This is a genomic window from Pseudomonas fluorescens (assembly GCF_902497625.1).
Classification (GTDB): Bacteria; Pseudomonadota; Gammaproteobacteria; order Pseudomonadales; family Pseudomonadaceae; genus Aquipseudomonas; species Aquipseudomonas fluorescens_BQ.
In genome coordinates this window covers 81,919-103,339 of sequence record NZ_CABVGX010000009.1, presented here as the reverse complement: position 1 = coordinate 103,339, position 21,421 = coordinate 81,919, and the positions used below count along the sequence as shown (strand labels likewise).

Here is a 21,421-nt window from a genome sequence, read left to right as displayed (position 1 = left end):
ACATCCTACCTGCTCTGACGGCCAAACAGCAGCCTGTCAGAGCGCAGCAGTGATCAATTGTGATTTGTCCCCAGCAGCACCGGGGCAAACAACGGACTCAATCGGGCGCTGCCGGTGTCCGAGAGATGATCCTCGTCCTTGTACTGCGAATGGCCGTTAACCTCGATACTGCAGACCTGATCGGCACACATCAGCGGGGTCGGGTCGATCACATGCACGCCGGGATCCGCCGCGCTCAGCGAGTCAAAGAGGTTGCTGAGAAACCGCTGACGCGCCAGATGCTCTTCGAGCGGACGGCCCAGCCCTTCAGCTGAACGGCCAACCCTTGCCAGACTGGTCAGGCGGCTGATGGCACCTTTGCGCTGCAGTGGCACTTCTTTGAACAGCCAGACCTGGGCACCGGTTTCCCTGATCGCCACGACGCGAGCCTTGAGCGCAGCCGCCATGCGCGCCTCGGCCTGGGCGGTATCGTCATGCTGATTGAGCAGGACCTTTTTGTCGCCGTCCTCGCGCCCGTAAACGTAGAGGCTCCAGTTGGAAGCGAGCACCACATCCTTGATCTGCAGGCTGCGAACCCGTTCCATGGTCTGCTCGTTGAAGTCCTTGCAGCGCTGACGCGGATCATCACTCAGGATTGGCGGGCAGGCGCTCATGCTGTACAGCCACACCGGGCGACCTTCCTGACGGGCGCCTTTTTCGATCGCGGGCAGCAGCGCCGCGGCGTGACTGTCGCCCCAGAACAGTTGCGTCGCCGGAACCTCTTGATTGCCGCCGACCAGACAAGCCTTGTCGAGCTTCTTGTCCTTGGTCACCAACATGCATTTCATCTGCCCGGCCCGCCACTCGCGAGCCTGTGCATATTCCAGCGCTTTACCGGTCAGTCGCTGAGGGAAGCCGTCCGCCGAGCGCACGACCGAACCGATCACCGCCAGGGAGACCACGGCAACCAGACCGCCCACCAACACAGGCTTGCGCCCGGCAAGCAGGCGTTTTTCACGGAACGGCAGCTCGACGAAACGCAGGCTCAACCACGCCAGGCCCAAGGCCAACAGCATCCAGCCCACCGCCTCGAAGGCCTGAATACCGTCGATGGAGATGGCGTTGGCGTACACGTACACCGGCCAATGCCACAGGTACAGCGAATAGGAAAGCAGACCGACCCACACCATCGGCCGCAAGCTCAATGCCCTGCCCACCCAAGTCGAGCCTTGTGCGCCCGACCAGATTAGCGCCGTTGTCCCCAGCACCGGCAGCAGAGCCGCCCACCCCGGGAAAACCGTGGTCTTGTCAAATGTGAAGACCGCCAGCAGCACCGCCGCCAGCCCCGCCAACCCGACCAGTTGATAAACCCAAGGCCGTATGGCTTTTTTCGGCGCAGGCGTTACCGCCAGCATTGCGCCACAGAGCAATTCCCAGGCACGGGTCGGTAACGAGAAAAAGGTAAAATCGGGTCTGCTGTCGATGTAAGCGATATTCAGCCCGAACGACACCAGCAGTATGGCGAACAGCATCCAGCGCCACTGCCGGAGGTAGCGCATCAGCACCACCATCAGTAACGGGAAGAAGATGTAGTACTGCTCTTCAACCGCCAGCGACCAGGTATGCAGCAACGGTTTCAGGTCCGATGCCGGCTGGAAATAGCCGTCTTCGCGCATGAACAGAATATTGGAGATAAACAGCGACTGATAACGGACCGTTCTGCCCAGCTCGGAGAAATCTTTCGCGGTTAGCAGCAACCAGCCCAACGCCAGGGTCGCCAGCAGTACCACGCTCAAGGCCGGAATAATCCGTCGTGCACGGCGCGCCCAGAAATCGACGAAGCTGAAACGCTGAGCACTGATTTCACGGAACAGAATGCTGGTGATCAGAAACCCGGAAATGACGAAAAATACGTCAACACCGACGAATCCGCCGCTGAACGTGTTGAAGCCGAAGTGGAACAGGACAACCGGAATGACGGCCAGAGCCCGCAGTCCGTCGATGTCTCGGCGGTTGCCAAAAGTGTGCATGACGCTCCTTGTCGTATTCTGAGACAGGGCCGAAAGTAACGAACTCACTTGTCGCGCATGCGATAGTCGACGCAGCGGACAATGGGGTCCAGGAAATGGGCGCCAGTTTACAGGACAGAAACGTTCGTTCCAGATGCAAATGTATGGCGCAAAAAAATAGCGCCCCTGTTCAGGGCGCCATTTTTTGTTGAAGCGTTCTGCGTATTACTTGCGCTTCATCGACAAGAAGAACTCGTCGTTGGTCTTGGTCGTCTTCAGTTTGTCGACCAGGAACTCGATGGCGGCGATTTCATCCATCGGGTGCAGCAGCTTGCGCAGGATCCACATACGCTGCAACTCGTCGTCGGCGGTCAGTAACTCTTCGCGGCGGGTGCCGGAGCGGTTGATGTTGATGGCCGGGAAGACGCGCTTTTCAGCAATACGGCGATCCAGAGGCAGCTCCATGTTGCCGGTGCCTTTGAATTCCTCGTAGATCACTTCGTCCATCTTCGAGCCGGTTTCAACCAGCGCGGTGGCGATGATGGTCAGCGAGCCGCCTTCTTCGATGTTCCGCGCAGCACCGAAGAAACGTTTCGGTTTCTCCAGGGCGTGGGCATCGACACCACCGGTGAGTACTTTGCCGGAGCTGGGGATCACGGTGTTGTAGGCGCGAGCCAGACGGGTGATGGAATCGAGCAGGATCACCACGTCCTTCTTGTGTTCGACCAGGCGTTTGGCCTTCTCGATCACCATTTCGGCAACCTGCACGTGGCGGGTTGGCGGCTCATCGAACGTCGAGGCAACCACTTCGCCGCGCACGGTGCGCTGCATTTCGGTCACTTCTTCCGGACGCTCATCGATCAACAGGACGATCAGGTGAACTTCAGGATTGTTACGGGCGATGTTTGCAGCGATGTTCTGCAGCATGATCGTCTTGCCCGCTTTCGGCGGTGCAACGATCAGACCGCGCTGGCCTTTGCCAATAGGTGCGCACAGGTCGATGACACGACCGGTCAGGTCTTCTGTGGAACCGTTGCCGGCTTCCATCTTCATGCGCACAGTCGGGAACAGCGGGGTCAGGTTCTCGAAGAGAATCTTGTTTTTCGCGTTCTCGGGACGATCGTAGTTGATCGTGTCGACCTTAAGCAGCGCGAAATAACGCTCGCCTTCCTTGGGAGGGCGGATCTTGCCAACGATGGTGTCACCGGTACGCAAGTTGAAGCGACGGATCTGGCTCGGCGAGACATAGATGTCATCGGGGCCGGCCAGATAGGAAGCGTCAGCGGAGCGAAGGAAGCCGAAGCCGTCCTGGAGAATCTCCAGCACGCCATCACCGGAGATTTCCTCGCCGCTTTTCGCGTGCTTCTTGAGCAGGGAGAAAATCACGTCCTGCTTGCGCGAACGGGCCATATTTTCTATGCCCATCTGTTCGGCCAATTCGAGCAGTTCGGTAATCGGCTTTTGCTTGAGTTCAGTCAGATTCATATAGGAATGACGTAATCATTTATGGAGGGGGGAAATTAAGCTTTTGGCTTAATGAGGCCGCGCCGCAGAGAAGGCGACAGGATCGCGTACTAATTCGAAAAGGAGTGCGTCGGCGACGGCTAGCAGGGGGCATTGGAGAAACCAGTGCGGGGCCGAATGTACCACCTGTGTTTCGGAGCGTCTAGCCCTCAATAACGAAAAAGCCCCGCAATATGCGGGGCCTTTTTTCGAACACTTTATGACAACGCTTAAATGTTGGCGTCGAGGAAAGCCGCCAGTTGCGACTTCGACAGTGCGCCGACCTTGGTCGCTTCAACGTTGCCGTTCTTGAACAGCATCAGCGTCGGGATACCACGCACGCCGTGCTTGGCCGGGGTTTCCTGGTTTTCGTCGATGTTCAGCTTGGCGACGGTCAGCTTGCCTTTGTAAGTCTCGGCAATTTCGTCCAGGACAGGAGCGATCATTTTGCATGGGCCGCACCATTCAGCCCAGTAGTCGACCAGTACAGCGCCTTCGGCCTTCAGTACATCGGCCTCGAAGCTAGCGTCGCTAACGTGTTTGATAAGATCGCTGCTCATGGAAGTCTCCAGGTTGTAAGCAAAAAAACGTGGCCCATCATAGCTGCCCTTCCCCGGTTCAGGAAGCCGCAGATGATTGAGTCTCGCTATGGTCAAGGACGAGTTTGGGTATAGCTCATTTCGAACCTAGCTGGAACGGCATTCAGGACGACGCACTATCGCGGTGCAGTCCACTCTTCGGTTTTTGTGCAAACCGTTTGCACGCAAGCCCGGTAAAACCGTGGCTCAGAGCATGCAAAAGTCGCTGTTGGCACAGCCCGTGCTCTACCGAATCGCAGATAACACTTTCATCCGATTCGGAGTTTCGCCATGACCAAGCGCTACAGTGCCCTCCTCGCCACCCTGTTCGCCAGCCTGATGCTCATCCAGGCGCCCGCCCACGCCGACGGCCTGGAGGATGTGGTCAAGCGCGGCGTGCTCAAGGTCGCGGTGCCGCAGGACTTCCCGCCATTCGGCTCGGTCGGCCCGGACATGAAGCCACGCGGACTCGACATCGATACTGCCAGGCTGCTGGCGGACCAACTCAAGGTCAAACTCGAACTGACTCCGGTCAACAGCACCAACCGCATTCCGTTCCTGACCACCGGCAAGGTTGATCTGGTGATTTCCAGCCTGGGCAAAAATGCCGAGCGCGAGAAAGTCATCGACTTCTCCAGCGCTTACGCCCCGTTCTACCTCGCGATATTCGGTCCGCCGGACGCCAACATCAAAAGCCTCGATGACCTCAACGGCAAGACCATCAGCGTGACCCGTGGCGCCATCGAAGACATCGAGCTGAGCAAGGTCGCACCCGAAGGAGTGACCATCAAGCGCTTTGAAGACAACAACTCGACCATCGCCGCCTACCTCGCTGGCCAGGTCGACCTGATTGCCAGCGGCAACGTGGTGATGGTGGCGATCACCGAGAAAAATCCGAAGCGCGTGCCGTCCCTGAAAGTGAAGCTCAAGGATTCACCGGTGTATGTCGGCGTGAATAAAAACGAGCCGGCGCTGCTGGGCAAGGTCAACCAGATCCTCGCCACCGCCAAGACCGACGGCGCACTCGAGAAGAACTCGCAAACCTGGCTGAAAGAGCCGCTGCCGGCCGATTTGTGATCGCCGGGAGGGAGAGGGTTCATGGCTTATCAGTTCGATTTTCTACCGGTGGTGCAGAACACCGATCTACTCTTGCGCGGCGCGCTGTTCACTCTTGAACTGACGGCCATTGGCGCAGTGTTCGGCGTGAGCCTGGGCATTGTCGGAGCGCTGGTGCGGTCGTGGAACATTCGCCCGTTTGCGGCTCTATTCGGGGTTTATGTCGAGCTGATTCGGAACACGCCATTTTTGGTGCAGCTGTTTTTTATTTTTTTCGGTTTGCCATCACTGGGCGTCCAGATTTCCGAGTGGCAAGCAGCGGTGCTGGCGATGGTGATCAACCTCGGGGCGTACTCGACCGAAATTATTCGCGCCGGCATTCAAGCGATCCCGCGCAGCCAGCTCGAAGCCGCAGCGGCGTTGGCAATGACTCGCTTTGAAGCCTTCCGCCATGTGGTGCTGTTACCGGCGCTGGGCAAAGTATGGCCGGCCTTGAGCAGCCAGATCATCATCGTCATGCTCGGCTCGGCAGTCTGCTCGCAGATAGCCACGGAGGAACTGAGCTTCGCAGCCAACTTCATTCAATCTCGCAACTTTCGCGCGTTTGAGACCTACGCACTGACCACGCTGGTCTACCTGTGCATGGCGCTGATGATCCGCCAATTGCTGAACTGGATCGGCCGTCGCTACATCGCCCGGAGCAGCCAATGAGCGATTTCACCTTCTGGGATGTCCTGCGCAACCTGCTCACGGGTCTGCAGTGGACGCTGGCATTGTCGCTAGTGGCGTTCATCGGCGGCGGGCTGATCGGCTTGCTGATCATGGTCATGCGTATTTCGCAAAAGGCCTTGCCGCGCAACGTCGCCCGCACCTACATCGAACTGTTCCAGGGCACGCCGTTGCTGATGCAACTGTTTCTGGTGTTTTTCGGCGTGGCGTTGGCCGGGGTGGAGATTTCGCCGTGGATGGCGGCGGCGGTTGCCCTGACGCTGTTTACCAGCGCCTATCTGGCGGAGATCTGGCGCGGCTGCGTCGAGTCGATCCCGCACGGCCAGTGGGAAGCGTCGTCGAGCCTGGCGCTCAATCCGCTGGAGCAACTGCGCTACGTGATCCTCCCGCAAGCCTTGCGCATCGCCGTGGCACCAACCGTGGGCTTCTCGGTGCAAGTGGTCAAAGGCACTGCCGTCACCTCAATCATCGGTTTCACCGAGCTGACCAAGACCGGCAGCATGCTCGCCAACGCGACGTTCGAACCGTTCATGGTCTACGGCCTCGTCGCCCTCGGGTACTTCCTGCTTTGCTACCCCTTGTCGCTCAGTGCGCGCTACCTGGAAAGGAGACTGCATGCCCCTGCTTAGAATTTCCGCCCTGCATAAGTATTACGGCGATCACCATGTGCTCAAAGGCATCGACCTGAGTGTCGAGCAAGGCCAGGTGGTAGCGATCATCGGCCGCAGCGGCTCGGGCAAATCCACCTTGTTGCGCACACTCAACGGACTGGAATCGATCAACGACGGCGTGATTGAAGTCGATGGCGAATACCTCGACGCCGCCCGTGCCGACCTGCGCTCCTTGCGCCAGAAAGTCGGGATGGTGTTCCAGCAGTTCAATCTGTTCCCCCACCTGACCGTGGGCGAAAACGTGATGCTCGCGCCGCAAGTGGTGCAGAAGGTGCCCAAGGCGCGGGCCGTAGAACTGGCGCGGGAGATGCTCGAACGGGTAGGACTGGGAGAAAAGTTTGATGCTTTTCCGGATCGGTTGTCCGGCGGCCAGCAACAACGCGTGGCGATTGCCCGCGCACTGGCCATGTCACCAAAAGTGTTGCTGTGCGATGAAATCACCTCGGCGCTGGACCCGGAGCTGGTCAATGAAGTGTTGAGCGTAGTGCGCAAACTGGCCAAGGAGGGCATGACATTGATCATGGTCACCCACGAAATGCGCTTTGCGCGGGAGGTTGGCGACAAGTTGGTGTTCATGCATCAGGGCAAGGTGCACGAGGTTGGGGATCCAAAGGTGCTGTTCGCGCGGCCGCAGACGGCGGAGCTGGCGAATTTTATTGGGACGGTCGAAGCCGGCGCTTAACCCTGTGGCGAGGGGGCTTGTCGGACCGCCGCATCGCCCCGTTGGGCTGCGCAGCAGTCGTAAACCCTGAAGAAACGGTTACCCTGGAAGAATGCACAGGGCGCGCTGCGCGACCCAACGGGGGTAAACCCCCTCGCCACAGGGGTGTTGAGTCATAGCTTTGAAGGATGCGCGTTGGCGCCAGCGTTTGATCGTGGCACGATGTCGAGGTTATCGACCGAGACCACCTGACCATGCCGCAATCCCAAGCCAAGAATCTGTCCCTGATCGCCGCAATCGACCTGGGCTCCAACAGCTTTCACATGGTCGTGGCCAAGGCCCAGAACGGCGAAATCCGCATCCTCGAACGTCTCGGGGAGAAGGTTCAACTGGCCGCCGGCATCAACGATGAACGCCAGCTCAACGAAGAATCCATGCAACGGGGGCTCGATTGCCTCAAGCGTTTTGCCCAACTGATCAACGGTATGCCGCTCGGCGCCGTACGGATCGTTGGCACCAACGCCCTGCGTGAAGCGCGCAACCGCAACGAATTCATCCGCCGCGCCGAAGAAATCCTCGGGCATACGGTGGAAGTCATCTCCGGCCGTGAAGAAGCGCGCCTGATCTATCTCGGCGTCTCGCACACCCTCGCTGACACGCCGGGCAAGCGCCTGGTGGCCGACATCGGCGGCGGCAGCACCGAGTTCATCATTGGCCAGCGCTTCGAGCCGTTGCTGCGCGAAAGCCTGCAAATGGGCTGCGTCAGCTTTACGCAGCGCTACTTCAAGGACGGCAAAGTCACTCCGGCCCGCTACGCCCAGGCTTACACGGCGGCGCGGCTGGAGATCATGAGCATCGAACACGCCCTGCATCGTCTGACCTGGGATGAAGCCATCGGCTCCTCGGGCACTATCCGCGCCATTGGCCTGGCGTTGAAGGCCGGCGGGCATGGGACCGGTGAGGTCAATGCCGAAGGGTTGGCGTGGCTCAAGCGCAAGCTGTTCAAGCTCGGTGACGTCGAGAAAATCGACTTCGAGGGCATCAAACCTGACCGCCGGGCAATCTTCCCTGCCGGCCTGGCCATTCTCGAAGCCATTTTCGATGCGCTCGAACTGCAACGCATGGATCACTGCGAGGGCGCGCTGCGTGAAGGCGTGCTTTATGATCTGTTGGGTCGTCATCACCACGAAGACGTTCGTGAACGCACGCTCAGCTCGTTGATGGAGCGTTACCACGTCGATCTGGAACAGGCCGCGCGCGTCGAGCGCAAAGCACTGCACGCCTTCGATCAAGTGGCGCAGGACTGGGAGCTGGACGACGGTGTCTGGCGCGAGTTGCTCGGCTGGGCGGCCAAGGTTCATGAAGTCGGCCTCGATATCGCTCATTACCACTACCACAAGCATGGCGCTTACCTGATCGAGCACTCGGACCTCGCCGGTTTTTCCCGCGAAGACCAACAAATGCTCGCGCTGCTGGTGCGTGGTCACCGCCGCAATATTCCCCGGGACAAGTTTGCCGACTTCGGCGATGACGGTATCAAGCTGATCCGCCTGTGCGTGCTGCTGCGCTTTGCGATCCTGTTCCATCACATCCGCGGCACCCAACAGATGCCGCAAGTCATTCTGCGCGCCAGTGGCGACAGCCTGGATGTGTTGTTCCCCGAGAACTGGCTGGATGAAAACCAGCTGACCCAGGCCGATTTTGCACTGGAAGCCGAATGGCTGACGCGGGTGGGCTTTACCCTTAACGTCCGGTAGCTTCGCATTTGCCCCGGTAGGCGCTGCCGCAGGCTGTGATCGTTTGATCTTTATTTTTTCTTGGCGCGTGGATAGAGATCAAGGATCGCAGCCTCGTTTCACTCGACAGCTCCTACGGGAGTGGGGGTGGGAGTGGGTGCGGGTGCGGGTGCGGGTGCGGGTGCGGGCAGGAGCATCGGAATTGGTTTGGCAGGACTATCCGGCACAAACGAAAATGGCGATCCGAAGGGATCGCCATTTTTTATGCCCTGTAAGGGTTAACGCACCGCCAGAATCGGGCTGCCCAGGCGCTCGAGTAGCGTCGCCTGCGCACTGCGCGGGTTCTGGTTGCCGGTTGGCGTGTTGCGGATGTAGCGACCGTCCGACTGCAGGCTCCAACTGTGGGTGTTGTCAGTCAGGTACAGCTCCAGCTCCTTCTTGACCCGCATGATCAGCTTCTTGCCCTCCACCGGGAAGCAAGTCTCGACGCGCTTGTCGAGGTTGCGCTCCATCCAGTCGGCGCTGGAGAGGAACATCTGTTCCTCTCCGCCATTGAGGAAGTAGAACACCCGCGTGTGCTCGAGGAAGCGGCCGATGATCGAGCGCACGTGAATGTTGTGCGAAACCCCGGCAATCCCCGGACGCAGGCAGCACATGCCGCGCACCACCAGATCGATACGCACGCCGGACTGGCTGGCCTTGTACAACGCGCGGATGACTTTCGGGTCAGTCAGAGAGTTGAACTTGGCAATGATGTGCGCCGGTTTGCCGTCGAGGGCGAACTGGGTTTCGCGGGCAATCATGTCGAGCATGCCCTTCTTCAGCGTGAACGGCGCGTGCAGCAATTTCTTCATGCGCAGCGTCTTGCCCATGCCGATCAACTGGCTGAACAACTTGCCGACGTCTTCGCACAAAGCGTCGTCGGATGTCAGCAGGCTGTAGTCGGTGTACAAACGGGCGTTGGCCGCGTGGTAGTTGCCGGTACCCAAGTGTGCGTAACGGACTATTTCGCCGGCCTCGCGGCGCAGGATCAGCATCATTTTGGCGTGAGTCTTGAAACCGACGACGCCGTAGATCACCACCGCGCCCGCTGCCTGCAAACGGCTGGCGAGTTGCAGGTTGGACTCCTCGTCGAACCGCGCACGCAACTCGATCACCGCCGTGACTTCCTTGCCGTTACGCGCGGCATCCACCAGCGCATCGACAATTTCCGAGTTGGCGCCGGAACGGTACAGGGTTTGACGAACCGCTAATACATGCGGATCTTTTGCGGCCTGGCGCAGCAGATCGACTACCGGCGTGAACGACTCGAACGGGTGCAGCAGCAGAATGTCCTGCTTGCTGATCACGCTGAAGATGTTCTCGCTGTTTTGCAGCAGTTTCGGGATCTGCGGGGTGAACGGCAGGTATTGCAGTTCGCGCTGGCTATCAAGGCCAGTGATGCTGAACAGGCGAGTCAGGTTTACCGGGCCGTTGACTTGGTAGAGCTCGGACTCGTGCAGGTTGAACTGCTTGAGCAAGTAGTCGGACAGGTGTTTCGGGCACGTGTCGGCCACTTCCAGACGCACAGCGTCGCCGTAGCGGCGGGAGAACAGTTCACCGCGCAAAGCGCGGGCCAGGTCTTCGACGTCCTCGGAATCCAGCGCCAGGTCGGCGTTTCGGGTCAGACGGAACTGGTAGCAGCCCTTGACCTTCATGCCTTGGAACAGGTCATCGGCATGCGCATGGATCATCGACGACAGGAACACGTAGTTGTCGCCCGACCCACCGACTTCTTCCGGAACCTTGATGACACGAGGCAGCAGGCGCGGTGCCGGAATGATCGCCAGACCGGAATCGCGACCGAAGGCGTCGATACCCTCCAGCTCGACGATGAAGTTCAGGCTCTTGTTCACCAGCAACGGGAACGGGTGCGTCGGATCGAGACCGATCGGGGTGATGATCGGCGCGATCTCGTCGCGAAAATAGCGGCGCACCCAGGTTTTGATCTTGGTGGTCCAGTGCCGCCGACGGATGAAGCGGACCTGATGCTTTTCCAGCTCGGGCAACAGAATGTCATTGAGGATCGCATATTGACGGTCGACGTGGCCGTGCACCAGTTCGCTGATGCGTGCCAGCGCCTGATGCGGTTGCAGGCCATCGGCACCGGCCTGTTCACGGGCGAAGGTGATCTGCTTCTTGAGGCCGGCGACACGAATTTCGAAGAACTCGTCGAGGTTGCTGGAAAAAATCAGCAGGAACTTCAGCCGCTCCAGCAATGGATAGGACTCATCAAGCGCCTGTTCCAGTACGCGGATGTTGAACTGCAGTTGCGAAAGCTCGCGATGGATGTACAGGCTGCTGTCATCCAGGCCGGGAATGGCAATCGCTGGCGCCGCCGTCGTTTCGGCCACGATCGCGGGCGGAGCAGGCTCCAGTTCCGGCGGGGTTTCGACGACTTGCTCGACCACCGGCAGAGCTTCTTTTACGGCAACTTCAGTGAGGCCTTCGGTATTCATGGAATGTTCCTGGGAGGGCTATTGTTGCTCTCGTAACAGTTGAGCAGCACGGGCGGCAAAGTAAGTCAGGATGCCGTCAGCGCCTGCACGTTTAAAAGCGGTCAGGGATTCAAGGATAACCCCTTCGCTCAACCAGCCATTCTGGATTGCCGCCATGTGCATGGCGTATTCGCCGCTGACTTGATACACAAAAGTCGGGACTTTGAATTCTTCCTTGACCCGGTAAAGGATGTCCAGATAAGGCATGCCTGGTTTGACCATGACCATGTCCGCGCCTTCTGACAAGTCGGCCGCCACCTCATGCAGCGCTTCGTTGCTGTTGGCCGGGTCCATCTGGTACGAAGCCTTGTTGGCTTTGCCCAGATTCGACGCCGACCCCACCGCATCGCGAAACGGCCCGTAATAGGCACTCGCGTATTTCGCCGAGTAGGCCATGATGCGCACGTTGACGTGATCAGCCAGTTCGAGCGCTTCACGGATCGCCTGAATCCGGCCGTCCATCATGTCCGAGGGCGCGACGACCTGGGCGCCGGCTTCGGCATGGGACAGCGCCTGCCGAACCAGTGCATCGACGGTAATGTCGTTCTGCACGTAGCCTTCTTCGTCAAGGATCCCGTCCTGGCCGTGGGTAGTGAACGGGTCGAGGGCGACGTCGGTGATCACACCCAGCTCGGGGAAGCGCGCACGCAAGGCGCGAGTGGCGCGTTGAGCAATGCCGTCCGGGTTCCAGGCTTCGGCCGCATCCAGCGACTTGAGCTCTGGCGGGGTTACCGGGAACAGTGCAAGCGCCGGAATCCCCAGTTCGACCCACTTGGCTGCTTCTTCAAGCAGCAGGTCGATGGTCAACCGCTCGACGCCCGGCATCGAAGTCACTGCTTCGCGACGATTTTCGCCATCCAGAACGAACACCGGCAAGATCAGGTCATCGACGGTCAGAACGTTCTCACGAACCAGTCGACGCGAGAAATCATCACGCCGGTTGCGGCGCAATCGGGTGGCGGGGAACAGACGGTTGGCGGGGGTAAAACTCACGGCAGACTCCTGAGCCCGCGCTGACGGGCGAGCGTGACAGTTATAAGCGGCCATTATGACGGTGGTATTACAGTTATGTGCACCCCCGTGACAGGTAAGCGCTTTCCATTGTCCGTGTAGGAAATGTTCACGTCGAGACACATTTGGACACTTTCATCAATGTGCCTGAAGGGTTAGGCTGCGCGTTCACTTCGCCAGCACCCAGACAATGCTCCAGCAATTTCTTCAGGAATTCGGGTATTTCGCCCTGTTTCTCGGCACCTTCTTCGAAGGCGAAACCATCCTGGTGCTCGCAGGCTTCCTTGCGTTCCGCGGTTACATGGACATCAAGATCGTCGCGATCGTCGCGTTCTGCGGCAGTTATGCCGGTGACCAACTGTGGTATTTCCTGGGACGCAAGCACGGCCGCAAACTTCTGGCGCGTAAGCCGCGCTGGCAATTGATGGGTGACCGGGCGCTGGAACATATCCGCAGGCACCCGGACATCTGGGTGCTGAGCTTCCGCTTCGTTTATGGCTTGCGCACCGTCATGCCGGTGGCGATTGGCTTGTCGGGTTATCCACCAGCACGTTACCTGTTGCTCAACGGCATTGGCGCAGCGATCTGGGCCTGCGCGCTGGCCGCTGCCGCCTATCATTTCGGCGCGGTGCTGGAAGGCATGCTCGGCAGCGTGAAGAAATACGAATTGTGGGTGCTCGGCGCGCTGCTCGTGCTGGGCGTGGGGCTGTGGGTGCGTCGGCGTTTCAAGAACGCCCGTCTGGCAAAGAAGATCTACGCCGACGAGCAAGCGTTGAAAGCCGAGCAGGTCAAGTCCACCGGGCCTACGACGCCCATCGAGTAAGACGGTTTCTGCAGCAGTACAGACCGATTGCGCTGAGCAGGCTGTAACTGAGCAGCGCAACCCAACTGATCGCACTGGCTGGCCACAGCCCGGCCAGCGGTGCGAGCCACACTAACGGCAGGTTCGACGCCAGCCGCAACAACTCAAGCTTCCACGCCCACGGGCGATTCTCCAGCGCCACGCCCAACACGAACAGCCCCAACGCGACCGCGCTCCAGCCAAGCACTAACGCCTGGATCGACAGCTGCTGCTCGAAGTTCATCAAATAGCTGCCCAGCGCGATGTAAACGCAGAACTGCAGCAGCACATAAATCTGCTGACGCGCATCGATCGGCACCTCGTATTTGTGGAACTGGCTCAGATCCGGCTTGCTCATCGGGTATTTGGCCGCAACATCTGCCGGACGCCATCCCGTGCGCATGAACCAGATCCGCAACTTGTCCCACTTGCTCTGCGCCCGTCGCGCGTCGTCCCACAGTTGCGCATAAAACTGCACGTTGGCCCACAGCGGATTCCAGCTCGCCAATGGCGTGGTCACGCCGAAAATCACCGGCTCGTCATCGTCTTCTTCCTGGAACGAGCCAAATAGGCGGTCCCAAATAATGAACACCCCGCCGTAGTTGCGATCCATGTAGAGAGCGTTCTGTGCATGGTGAGCCCGATGATTGGATGGCGTAACGAAGAACCACTCGAACCGGCCCAGTTTCGGGATGTGCCGCGTGTGCACCCAGAATTGATACAGCAGGTTCAGCGCCGCAACGCTGATGAACACCAGAAGGGGCACACCGAGCATCGCCATTGGCAGGTAGAAAATCCAGCTCAGCAGGAACCCGGTGCTGGTCTGGCGCAACGCGGTGGAGAGGTTGTAATCCTCACTCTGGTGATGCACGGAATGTGCGGCCCAGAGGATGTTGCGTTCATGGCCCATGCGATGCAGCCAGTAATAACAAAAGTCGTAGAGGACGAATGCGAAAATCCAGACCCAGACGCTGTCGGCCGCAAGCTCGAACAACGCCAGGTGCTTGAGGGCAAACGCGTAGGTGACCAGGCCGACACCTTTAGTCAGCAGGCCCGTAGTGGTCGACAGCACGCCGGTGCTGATGCTGTTGATGGCGTCGGCCAGCCGATAATTGCTGACCCCGCGCCAGCGGTCGGCCAACAGCTCGGCAGCGATCAGCACGAAGAAAAACGGCACCGCATACAGAATGAAGTCCATGACGCGCCCTGATCAGAATCCTGAGGACAGATCCTAGGTGTAGCCGTGAATTGAGCCTATGGCAACGAGTGACAAATTAGTGGACATTTAACGCCATAAACAAGGAGAAAAGACCATGAGCAAAAAAGTCGCAGTGATCCTTTCCGGCTGTGGCGTCTACGACGGCGCCGAGATCCACGAAAGCGTGATCACCCTGCTCCGCCTGGACCAGCGTGGCGCCCAGGTGCAGTGCTTTGCACCCAATATCGCCCAGTTGCATGTGATCAATCACCTCAACGGCGAAGAGATGCCGGAGTCGCGCAACGTGTTGGTGGAATCGGCGCGGATCGCCCGAGGCAACATCAAGGATCTGCGTGAAGCGAGCGTCGAGGACTTCGATGCGTTGATTGTTCCCGGCGGCTTCGGCTCGGCCAAGAATCTGTCGAATTTTGCCATCGAGGGCGCGGGTTGCACGGTGCAACCGCAAGTGCTGGCGTTAACCGAAGCGTTTGCCGAGGCAGGCAAACCGGTTGGACTGATCTGCATTTCACCGGCCCTTGCGGCGAAAATCTATGGCCCGGGCGTGACCTGCACCATCGGTAACGACGCCGATACGGCCGCCGCGATGAACAAAATGGGCGCTACGCACACCGAGTGCACGGTGACCGACATTGTGGAAGACAAGGCGCGCAAACTGGTGAGCACGCCGGCATACATGCTGGCGCAGTCGATCAGCGAGGCGGCGTCTGGAATCAACAAACTGGTGGACCGGGTCCTTGAGCTGACCCACGAAAACGACGAGTAACGCAGGTCACTGCAGGAACTGCTTGCCAGCGACGGGTCGCACATTCAACGAGTAGCTTGTTGGCGGTTAGATTGCTGTCGCTGGCAGGCCAGCTCGGAGATTGGAGGCAGGCTCAGGATGTGCGCGAAAGCCGCGTCAATATCCGGTCCAGCGCATTGGCAAACGCCTGCTTCTCACGCTCGCCAAACGGCGCAGGCCCGCCGCTCATTTGCCCCTGCTCACGCAAATCCGTGAACAGATTGCGCACTGCTAGCCGATCACCCATGTTTTGCGCATCGAACTCCTTGCCGCGCGGGTCGAGCGCTGACACGCCCTTCTTCACCAAACGGTCAGCCAGCGGCACGTCGCTGCAGATCACCAGCTCACCGGGCACAGCGTGTTCCACCAGATAATCGTCAGCCGCATCAGGGCCGCTCGGCACCACGATCAATTTCACCAGCGAAAGGCCCGGCTTGAGCTGCGGCTGGCCCGCCACCAGCACCACTTCGAACTGGCGCTTGAGAGCGAACTTCACCACCAGATCCTTGGCCGCCCTTGGGCAGGCGTCGGCATCGATCCATACGCGCATTGTGTTTTACCTCTAAAAAAAAATCGCGAGCAGGCTCGCTCCCACAGGTTACACGCGATCCTGTGGGAGCGAGCCTGCTCGCGATGAGAGCGCAGCGAATGCTTCAGGAAACCTGCACCCGACGCTTCTCGGCGATCCAGCTGCGACCGTACAGCACGACAATCGCAACAATCGCCACGGCCTGCGCCCCCAGCGAATACGCATCGGCATGTATGCCCAGCCAATCGAAGTCAAAGAACGCCACCGGCCGCGTGCCGAAGATTCCGGCTTCCTGCAATGCCTTCACGCCATGCCCGGCGAACACCACTGACAAGGCACAGAGCAAAGCGGCGTTGATGCCGAAGAACAACGACAGCGGCAACTTAGCCGAACCGCGCAAGATCACCCACGCCAGACCGACCAGCAACACCAGAGCCGTGGCGCCGCCGGCCAATACTGCGTTATGCCCGGCCGGGCCCGCCTGCAACCACAGGGTTTCGTAGAACAGGATCACCTCGAACAACTCGCGATACACCGAGAAAAACACCAGCGTAGCAAAACCAAAACGCCCGCCGCCGCCCACCAGGCTGTTTTTGATGTAGTCCTGCCAGGCTGCAGCGTGCCGGCGATCGTGCATCCACACGCCGAGCCACAGCACCATGACGCTGGCAAACAACGCCGTTGCGCCCTCCAGCAACTCTCGCTGCGAACCGCTGACATCAATCGCGTACGCCGCCAGCGCCCAAGTCGCCCCGCCAGCCACCAGCGCCAAGCCCCAGCCTACGTTAACGCTGCGCACGGCCGATTGCTGGCCGGTGTTACGCAGAAACGCGAGTATCGCCGCCAGCACCAGAATTGCTTCAAGGCCTTCGCGCAGCAGAATCAACAGACCGGAGATGTAACTCAGCGACCAGCTCAAGCCATCACCGCCCAACAAACCGGCCGATTCTTTCAGGTTGGCTTTGGCAACGTCCAGACGCTGTTGCACCTCGGCCACGGACAAGCCGTCCTGCAATGACTGACGGTAAGCCATCAGCGATTTTTCAGTGTCCTTGCGTACGTTGGCGTCGACGTTATCGAGGGAGCTTTCGACCAGCTCGAACCCTTCCAGATACGCCGCCACCGATAAGTCATACGCCTGATCGTGATCGCCCCCACGATAGGCTGCGATACTTTTGTCCAGCGTCGTTGCAGTGTAATCGAGCAATTGCCCCGGGCCACGTTTGACCTGCGGCGGCTGCGCTCGCTGGGCACGGAACGTAGCCGCTGCTTGCGGGCCTTCGCCAGCCAGCACTTCGGCCGGCGTTTGACGGGCGAGATCGGCGATGTTGAAAATCTTTTCGGATTTGGCAGCCGCCGGATCGGCGCTGAAACTGGCGATATAGCTTGCCAGGTCCCAACGCTGACGATCGTCCAGTTGGTCGGCGAAGGACGGCATGTCAGTGCCTTCGACGCCCATTCCCACCGTGTTGTAAATTGCATACAGGCTGAGGCGATCCAGCCGCGCGACGTCGCGCAGGTTGGCCGGTGGCGGCGTCATGTCCACGCCGGCGGGGCCGTCACCGGCGCCGGTGTCGCCATGACATACCGAACATTGCTGGAGGTAGAGCGCCTCGCCGCGCGTAGGGTCGGGCGTGATGACGGGCGCCTGGCTGACTTCATACGCCACGGCGAGTTTCGCCCCCAGTTGCCGTGCCTGGTGTGCGACGTCGGCACCATCGTGCTTGCTCGCGATTGCAGAGCGCAAACTGCCCACGCCTTGCTCGAGTTCGGCCCGCTCAGGCTTTGCCGGCAACTCGAGAATCAAGCCCTGCAGCACACCGAGAAATTCCTGTTGCTCGCGGTATTCGGACTCATCAATGACCTTCCCGGCCTCGACCGTGGCCGGGTAATCTGCACCGATGTAGTCGAGCAGGTGCAGAGCCCTGGGCGCTCCTTCGGCGGTCTCAGCCAATGCATTGCTGCTGCAAAACGCGATGACAGGCACCGCCAGCCAGGCTAGAAAACGGGAGGAGACAATCATGAATGGATCTCAGCTGGAAATACGAAGTAACACATTGTTCACTCCCATTGCGTTTCTCTCAAGCTTTGTTACGGTTTGGGAACGGGAACAGGGACTTTGTATACCCACACCGAAGCTGGCTGGCGCGGCTCCGTGGTAGATGATCATTCCCACGCTTTGAGTAGCAGTAATCATCCGACGAAAAAAAGGCGCCCTCGCAAGGTCGCCTTTTTACTGCCTTAGCAGTTTTACACCGAAGCTTTGCGCAACGTCGCCATGAACGCGGCTGCACCGATAAACAGTCCGCCAAACGTGCGGTTCATGCGCTTTTGCTGTGTCGGCGTGCGCCACAGACGCAGCACTTTCGACGCCAGCCCGGTGTAACCCGCCATTACGATCAAATCGACACAGACCATGGTCGCGCCAATGATCAGGTACTGCGCCAACAGCGGTGCATGCGGATTGATGAATTGCGGCAATACCGCGAGCATGAACACCAAGGCCTTGGGATTGCTCATATTGACCACAAAGCCACGGAATATCAGCACCAACGGCTTGCCGATCGGGCGCACGGCCGCGTCATCGCTCATGTCGCTGGGTAATGCTCGCCATTGCTTGATCCCCAGATAAACCAGGTAAGCGACGCCGAACCATTTAATGGCATAAAAGCTTGTAGCGGAAGCCGCGAGAATTGCTCCGACACCGGCACCCACAATCGCGATTTGCAAAGCCAGGCCCAATTGTAGCCCGAGCGCATTCCAGTAGCCGCGCCAGAAACCGTACTGCAAACCACTGGACATTGACGCGATAGCGCCGGCACCAGGCGTAAAACTGATCAACCAGCAAGCGGCAAAGAATGCCAGCCATGTTTCGAGCTCCATCGCACACCTCACCCCAGACCCGTGACAGACATCTAAGCTAAAGCGGCTTTGGGCGGTTGACTACTGGTTTTTTGTGACGTGTCGAAACGCCCGGCGCAGGTTTACAGCAAGAAAGGAACTGTCTGACAGACTGTTCGGCCGCGAAGCTGTTCGCGCTCCGGGGCCAAGCGAAGGCGCCTACTTCTCAAAACCACTCGATGGAAACACGTCGGTTCCACGCCAGCGCCGAACCGAACGCTGGAAGAACAGGCTGTTCGGCACCTGCACCATGGCACTGCCAGTTCCCAATTCTTCAGCCTCAACCAAAGTGGTGTAGAGCAGATTGATTGCCACCACCCGGCCTTTGACGCCAGGTTTGTCGGTGGTATCGACCAGCTCGACCACATCGCCAATGCGGAAGGGGCCGACGGTGAAAATCAGGATGGCGCACAGCAGATTGGACAGCACGCTCCACATGGCGAAGAACGCCACCGCCGCGACCGCCACGAATCCGGACAAGGCCGTCCACAGTACCGTCGCTGATACGCCCAGACGCTCCAGCACGAAGATCAGCGCGCTGCCCATGATCAGCCAGCGCAGCACGCCACGCAGAGGCATCAGCAATTGCGGCGGGAACGCATAACGCTCACCCAGACGCGTCAGGCACCGGGCCACAAACCGTTGCGCCAGATACCCTGCCAGCAGAATCAGGACGATCTGCAAGGTGAACCAGATCGGCTCGATCCAGACAGGCGACATCTTTGCCAGTGTGAAGCCTTGCATCAGGACAACGCCTCCAGCTCCGCCTGCATGCTTTCAAGCAATTCCAGGGCTTCCATCCACGCCTCTTCAAGCTCGGCTTCGCGCACTTTCAGCTTGGCCTGCTCGGCCAGCAGATCGCGTAGATCGTTTTTGCGCGCCGGTTCGTAGATGTCGCTGTCGCCAAGGCTGGCATCGATTTTCGCCAGCTTTTCGTGCAGCTTGCCCAGCTCGACTTCGAGCTTGTCGGCTTCACGCTTGTGCGGCGCCAGTTGCTGACGCAATGCGGCGGCGGCCTGGCGCTGCGCTTTCTTGTCGGTCTTGTCCGGATTCACCGGGGTATTGCTGACCGGTGCGTTGCGCTGACGATATTCCACCAGCCAGCGGGTGTAGTCCTCAAGGTCGCCGTCGAACTCTTCGACCTTGCCGTCTGCGACCAGATAGAAATTGTCGGTAGTGCTCTTGAGCAAGTGCCGATCGTGAGAAACCACCAATACCGCGCCCGTGAATTCCTGCAGGGCCATGGTCAGGGCCAGGCGCATTTCCAGGTCGAGGTGGTTGGTCGGTTCATCGAGCAGCAACAGGTTAGGCCGGCCCCAGGCGATCAACGCCAGCGCCAGACGAGCCTTTTCACCGCCGGAAAAGTTCAGCACCGGCTCATCAATCCGCGCGCCGCGAAAGTCGAAGCCACCGAGGAAATCGCGCAAGGTCTGCTCGCGCTCGGTCGGCGCCAGGCGCTGCATGTGCAGCAATGGGCTGGCTTTGGAATCGAGGGAGTCGAGTTGATGCTGGGCGAAATAACCGACGACGGTGTTTTCGCCACGGGTCAGGCGCCCGGCCAACGGCTCGAGTTCGCCAGAGAGGTTTTTGATCAGGGTCGACTTACCCGCCCCGTTCGGGCCGAGCAGACCGATGCGTGCGCCAGGGGTCAGTTGCAGCCTGACCTTCTCCAGCACGGTTTTGTCGCCGTAGCCCAGGCGCGCGTCCGACAGATCGATCAGCGGACTGGAAATCTTGGTCGACTCGCGGAAAACGAAGTCGAAGGGTGAATCAACGTGGGCGGCGGACAACTCTTCCATCCGCTCGAGCGCCTTGATCCGGCTCTGCGCCTGACGAGCCTTGGTGGCCTGGGCCTTGAAGCGGGCGATGTAGCTTTCCATGTGCGCACGTTGCGCCTGTTGCTTCTCGTAGGCTTGCTGCTGCTGGGCCAGACGTTCGGCGCGGGCGCGTTCGAAAGCGGTATAACCGCCTCGATACAAGGTGATCCTGCGTTGATCGACATGTGCGACGTGATCGACCACGGCGTCGAGAAAGTCCCGGTCATGGGAGATCAGCATCAGGGTGCCGGGATAACTCTTGAGCCACTCTTCCAGCCAGATAATGGCGTCCAGGTCCAGGTGGTTGGTCGGTTCGTCCAGCAGCAGCAAGTCCGAGGGACACATCAAGGCCTGCGCCAGATTCAGACGCATCCTCCAGCCACCCGAGAAATCTCCTACCTGGCGGTCCATCTGGTCATTGGTAAAACCGAGGCCGGCGAGCAACTTGCGGGCACGAGGATCGGCGGTGTAACCGTCGGCGCTGTCGAGCTCCGCGTGCAGGCGGGCCTGAGCGGCACCGTCATGCGCCGCTTCGGCGGCAGCCAGGTCGCGTTGCACCTCGCGCAGACGCAAGTCGCCATCGAGCACGTAGTCGACCGCAATGCGATCGAGGGTGTCGATCTCCTGGCGCATGTGGGCGATGCGCCAGTCGGCCGGCAGGAAGCAGTCCCCCGAGTCTGGGTGCAGGTCCCCCAGAAGCAATGCGAACAGGCTCGATTTGCCGGCGCCGTTGGCACCGATGAGGCCGGCTTTGTGGCCGGCGTGCAGGGTCAGCTCGGCATCTTCTAGCAGACGCTGCGGGCCACGCTGTAAAGTCAGGTTCTGAAGTCGAATCATAATGGCGGCGGAGTCTACCAGCTTCG

The 21,421-nt window shown here is 59.6% G+C and carries 18 protein-coding genes; 7 read left to right on the top strand and 11 right to left on the bottom strand.

Annotated elements, in window-relative coordinates; translation table 11 throughout:
* Positions 1-53: 53 nt before the first annotated feature.
* From F8N12_RS08205 to trxA, 3 genes are all read right to left on the bottom strand, one after another.
* A complete protein-coding gene (locus F8N12_RS08205) occupies positions 54-2,009 on the bottom strand; it encodes an acyltransferase family protein (RefSeq protein ID WP_150580003.1) in 1,956 nt (651 codons plus the stop codon).
* Positions 2,010-2,213: 204 nt separating this feature from the next.
* Positions 2,214-3,473: a transcription termination factor Rho gene (gene rho / locus F8N12_RS08200; RefSeq protein WP_007942421.1), complete on the bottom strand. Its 1,260-nt coding sequence runs from the start codon at positions 3,471-3,473 to the stop codon at positions 2,214-2,216.
* 248 nt (positions 3,474-3,721) lie between these two features.
* Complete coding sequence (trxA, locus tag F8N12_RS08195; protein WP_003206727.1) at positions 3,722-4,051, bottom strand: thioredoxin TrxA; 330 nt, start codon at positions 4,049-4,051, stop codon at positions 3,722-3,724.
* A 309-nt stretch (positions 4,052-4,360) separates the two neighbouring features.
* On the opposite strand from trxA, the gene F8N12_RS08190 reads away from it, so the two are divergent.
* The 5 genes from F8N12_RS08190 (at position 4,361) to ppx (ending at position 8,943) form a co-directional block, all read left to right on the top strand.
* Positions 4,361-5,146, top strand: a complete 786-nt coding sequence (locus F8N12_RS08190; RefSeq protein ID WP_150580002.1) for a transporter substrate-binding domain-containing protein — start codon at positions 4,361-4,363, stop codon at positions 5,144-5,146.
* 21 nt (positions 5,147-5,167) lie between these two features.
* The gene (locus tag F8N12_RS08185; protein WP_150580001.1) at positions 5,168-5,836 is read left to right on the top strand and encodes an amino acid ABC transporter permease; all 669 of its coding nucleotides are present in this window, start codon (positions 5,168-5,170) and stop codon (positions 5,834-5,836) included.
* Positions 5,833-6,483 (top strand): amino acid ABC transporter permease, encoded by a 651-nt coding sequence (locus F8N12_RS08180; protein WP_150580000.1) that lies wholly within the window; start codon positions 5,833-5,835, stop codon positions 6,481-6,483. Before F8N12_RS08185 ends, F8N12_RS08180 begins: the two co-directional genes overlap by 4 nt.
* On the top strand, positions 6,470-7,207 hold the full coding sequence (locus F8N12_RS08175) for an amino acid ABC transporter ATP-binding protein (protein WP_150579999.1): 738 nt from the start codon (positions 6,470-6,472) through the stop codon (positions 7,205-7,207). Before F8N12_RS08180 ends, F8N12_RS08175 begins: the two co-directional genes overlap by 14 nt.
* Positions 7,208-7,440: 233 nt before the next feature.
* Positions 7,441-8,943, top strand: coding sequence for an exopolyphosphatase (gene ppx / locus F8N12_RS08165; RefSeq protein ID WP_150579998.1), 1,503 nt, complete (start codon positions 7,441-7,443; stop codon positions 8,941-8,943).
* 257 nt (positions 8,944-9,200) lie between these two features.
* On the opposite strand, the gene ppk1 is transcribed toward ppx, so the two are convergent.
* Both ppk1 and hemB read right to left on the bottom strand, forming a co-directional pair.
* Complete coding sequence (gene ppk1, locus F8N12_RS08155) at positions 9,201-11,420, bottom strand: polyphosphate kinase 1 (RefSeq protein ID WP_150579997.1); 2,220 nt, start codon at positions 11,418-11,420, stop codon at positions 9,201-9,203.
* An 18-nt stretch (positions 11,421-11,438) separates the two neighbouring features.
* Positions 11,439-12,452: a porphobilinogen synthase gene (hemB, locus tag F8N12_RS08150; protein WP_150579996.1), complete on the bottom strand. Its 1,014-nt coding sequence runs from the start codon at positions 12,450-12,452 to the stop codon at positions 11,439-11,441.
* A 208-nt stretch (positions 12,453-12,660) separates the two neighbouring features.
* Between hemB and F8N12_RS08145 the strand changes: the two genes are divergently transcribed.
* Positions 12,661-13,293 (top strand): DedA family protein, encoded by a 633-nt coding sequence (locus F8N12_RS08145; protein ID WP_150579995.1) that lies wholly within the window; start codon positions 12,661-12,663, stop codon positions 13,291-13,293.
* Here F8N12_RS08145 and F8N12_RS08140 read toward each other — a convergent pair.
* On the bottom strand, positions 13,274-14,509 hold the full coding sequence (locus F8N12_RS08140) for a sterol desaturase family protein (RefSeq protein ID WP_150579994.1): 1,236 nt from the start codon (positions 14,507-14,509) through the stop codon (positions 13,274-13,276). The genes F8N12_RS08145 and F8N12_RS08140 overlap by 20 nt on opposite strands.
* A gap of 115 nt (positions 14,510-14,624) precedes the next feature.
* Between F8N12_RS08140 and elbB the strand changes: the two genes are divergently transcribed.
* Positions 14,625-15,293, top strand: coding sequence for an isoprenoid biosynthesis glyoxalase ElbB (elbB, locus tag F8N12_RS08135; RefSeq protein WP_150579993.1), 669 nt, complete (start codon positions 14,625-14,627; stop codon positions 15,291-15,293).
* 112 nt (positions 15,294-15,405) lie between these two features.
* On the opposite strand, the gene F8N12_RS08130 is transcribed toward elbB, so the two are convergent.
* The 5 genes from F8N12_RS08130 to F8N12_RS08110 form a co-directional block, all read right to left on the bottom strand.
* Positions 15,406-15,861, bottom strand: a complete 456-nt coding sequence (locus tag F8N12_RS08130) for a YaiI/YqxD family protein (protein WP_150579992.1) — start codon at positions 15,859-15,861, stop codon at positions 15,406-15,408.
* 103 nt (positions 15,862-15,964) lie between these two features.
* Positions 15,965-17,863, bottom strand: a complete 1,899-nt coding sequence (locus tag F8N12_RS08125; RefSeq protein WP_150579991.1) for an FTR1 family protein — start codon at positions 17,861-17,863, stop codon at positions 15,965-15,967.
* Positions 17,864-18,090: 227 nt separating this feature from the next.
* Positions 18,091-18,723, bottom strand: a complete 633-nt coding sequence (locus tag F8N12_RS08120) for a LysE family transporter (RefSeq protein ID WP_150579990.1) — start codon at positions 18,721-18,723, stop codon at positions 18,091-18,093.
* A gap of 177 nt (positions 18,724-18,900) precedes the next feature.
* On the bottom strand, positions 18,901-19,461 hold the full coding sequence (locus F8N12_RS08115) for a mechanosensitive ion channel family protein (protein WP_150580050.1): 561 nt from the start codon (positions 19,459-19,461) through the stop codon (positions 18,901-18,903).
* Positions 19,462-19,484: 23 nt separating this feature from the next.
* The gene (locus tag F8N12_RS08110) at positions 19,485-21,395 is read right to left on the bottom strand and encodes an ATP-binding cassette domain-containing protein (protein WP_150579989.1); all 1,911 of its coding nucleotides are present in this window, start codon (positions 21,393-21,395) and stop codon (positions 19,485-19,487) included.
* Positions 21,396-21,421 lie beyond the last annotated feature (26 nt).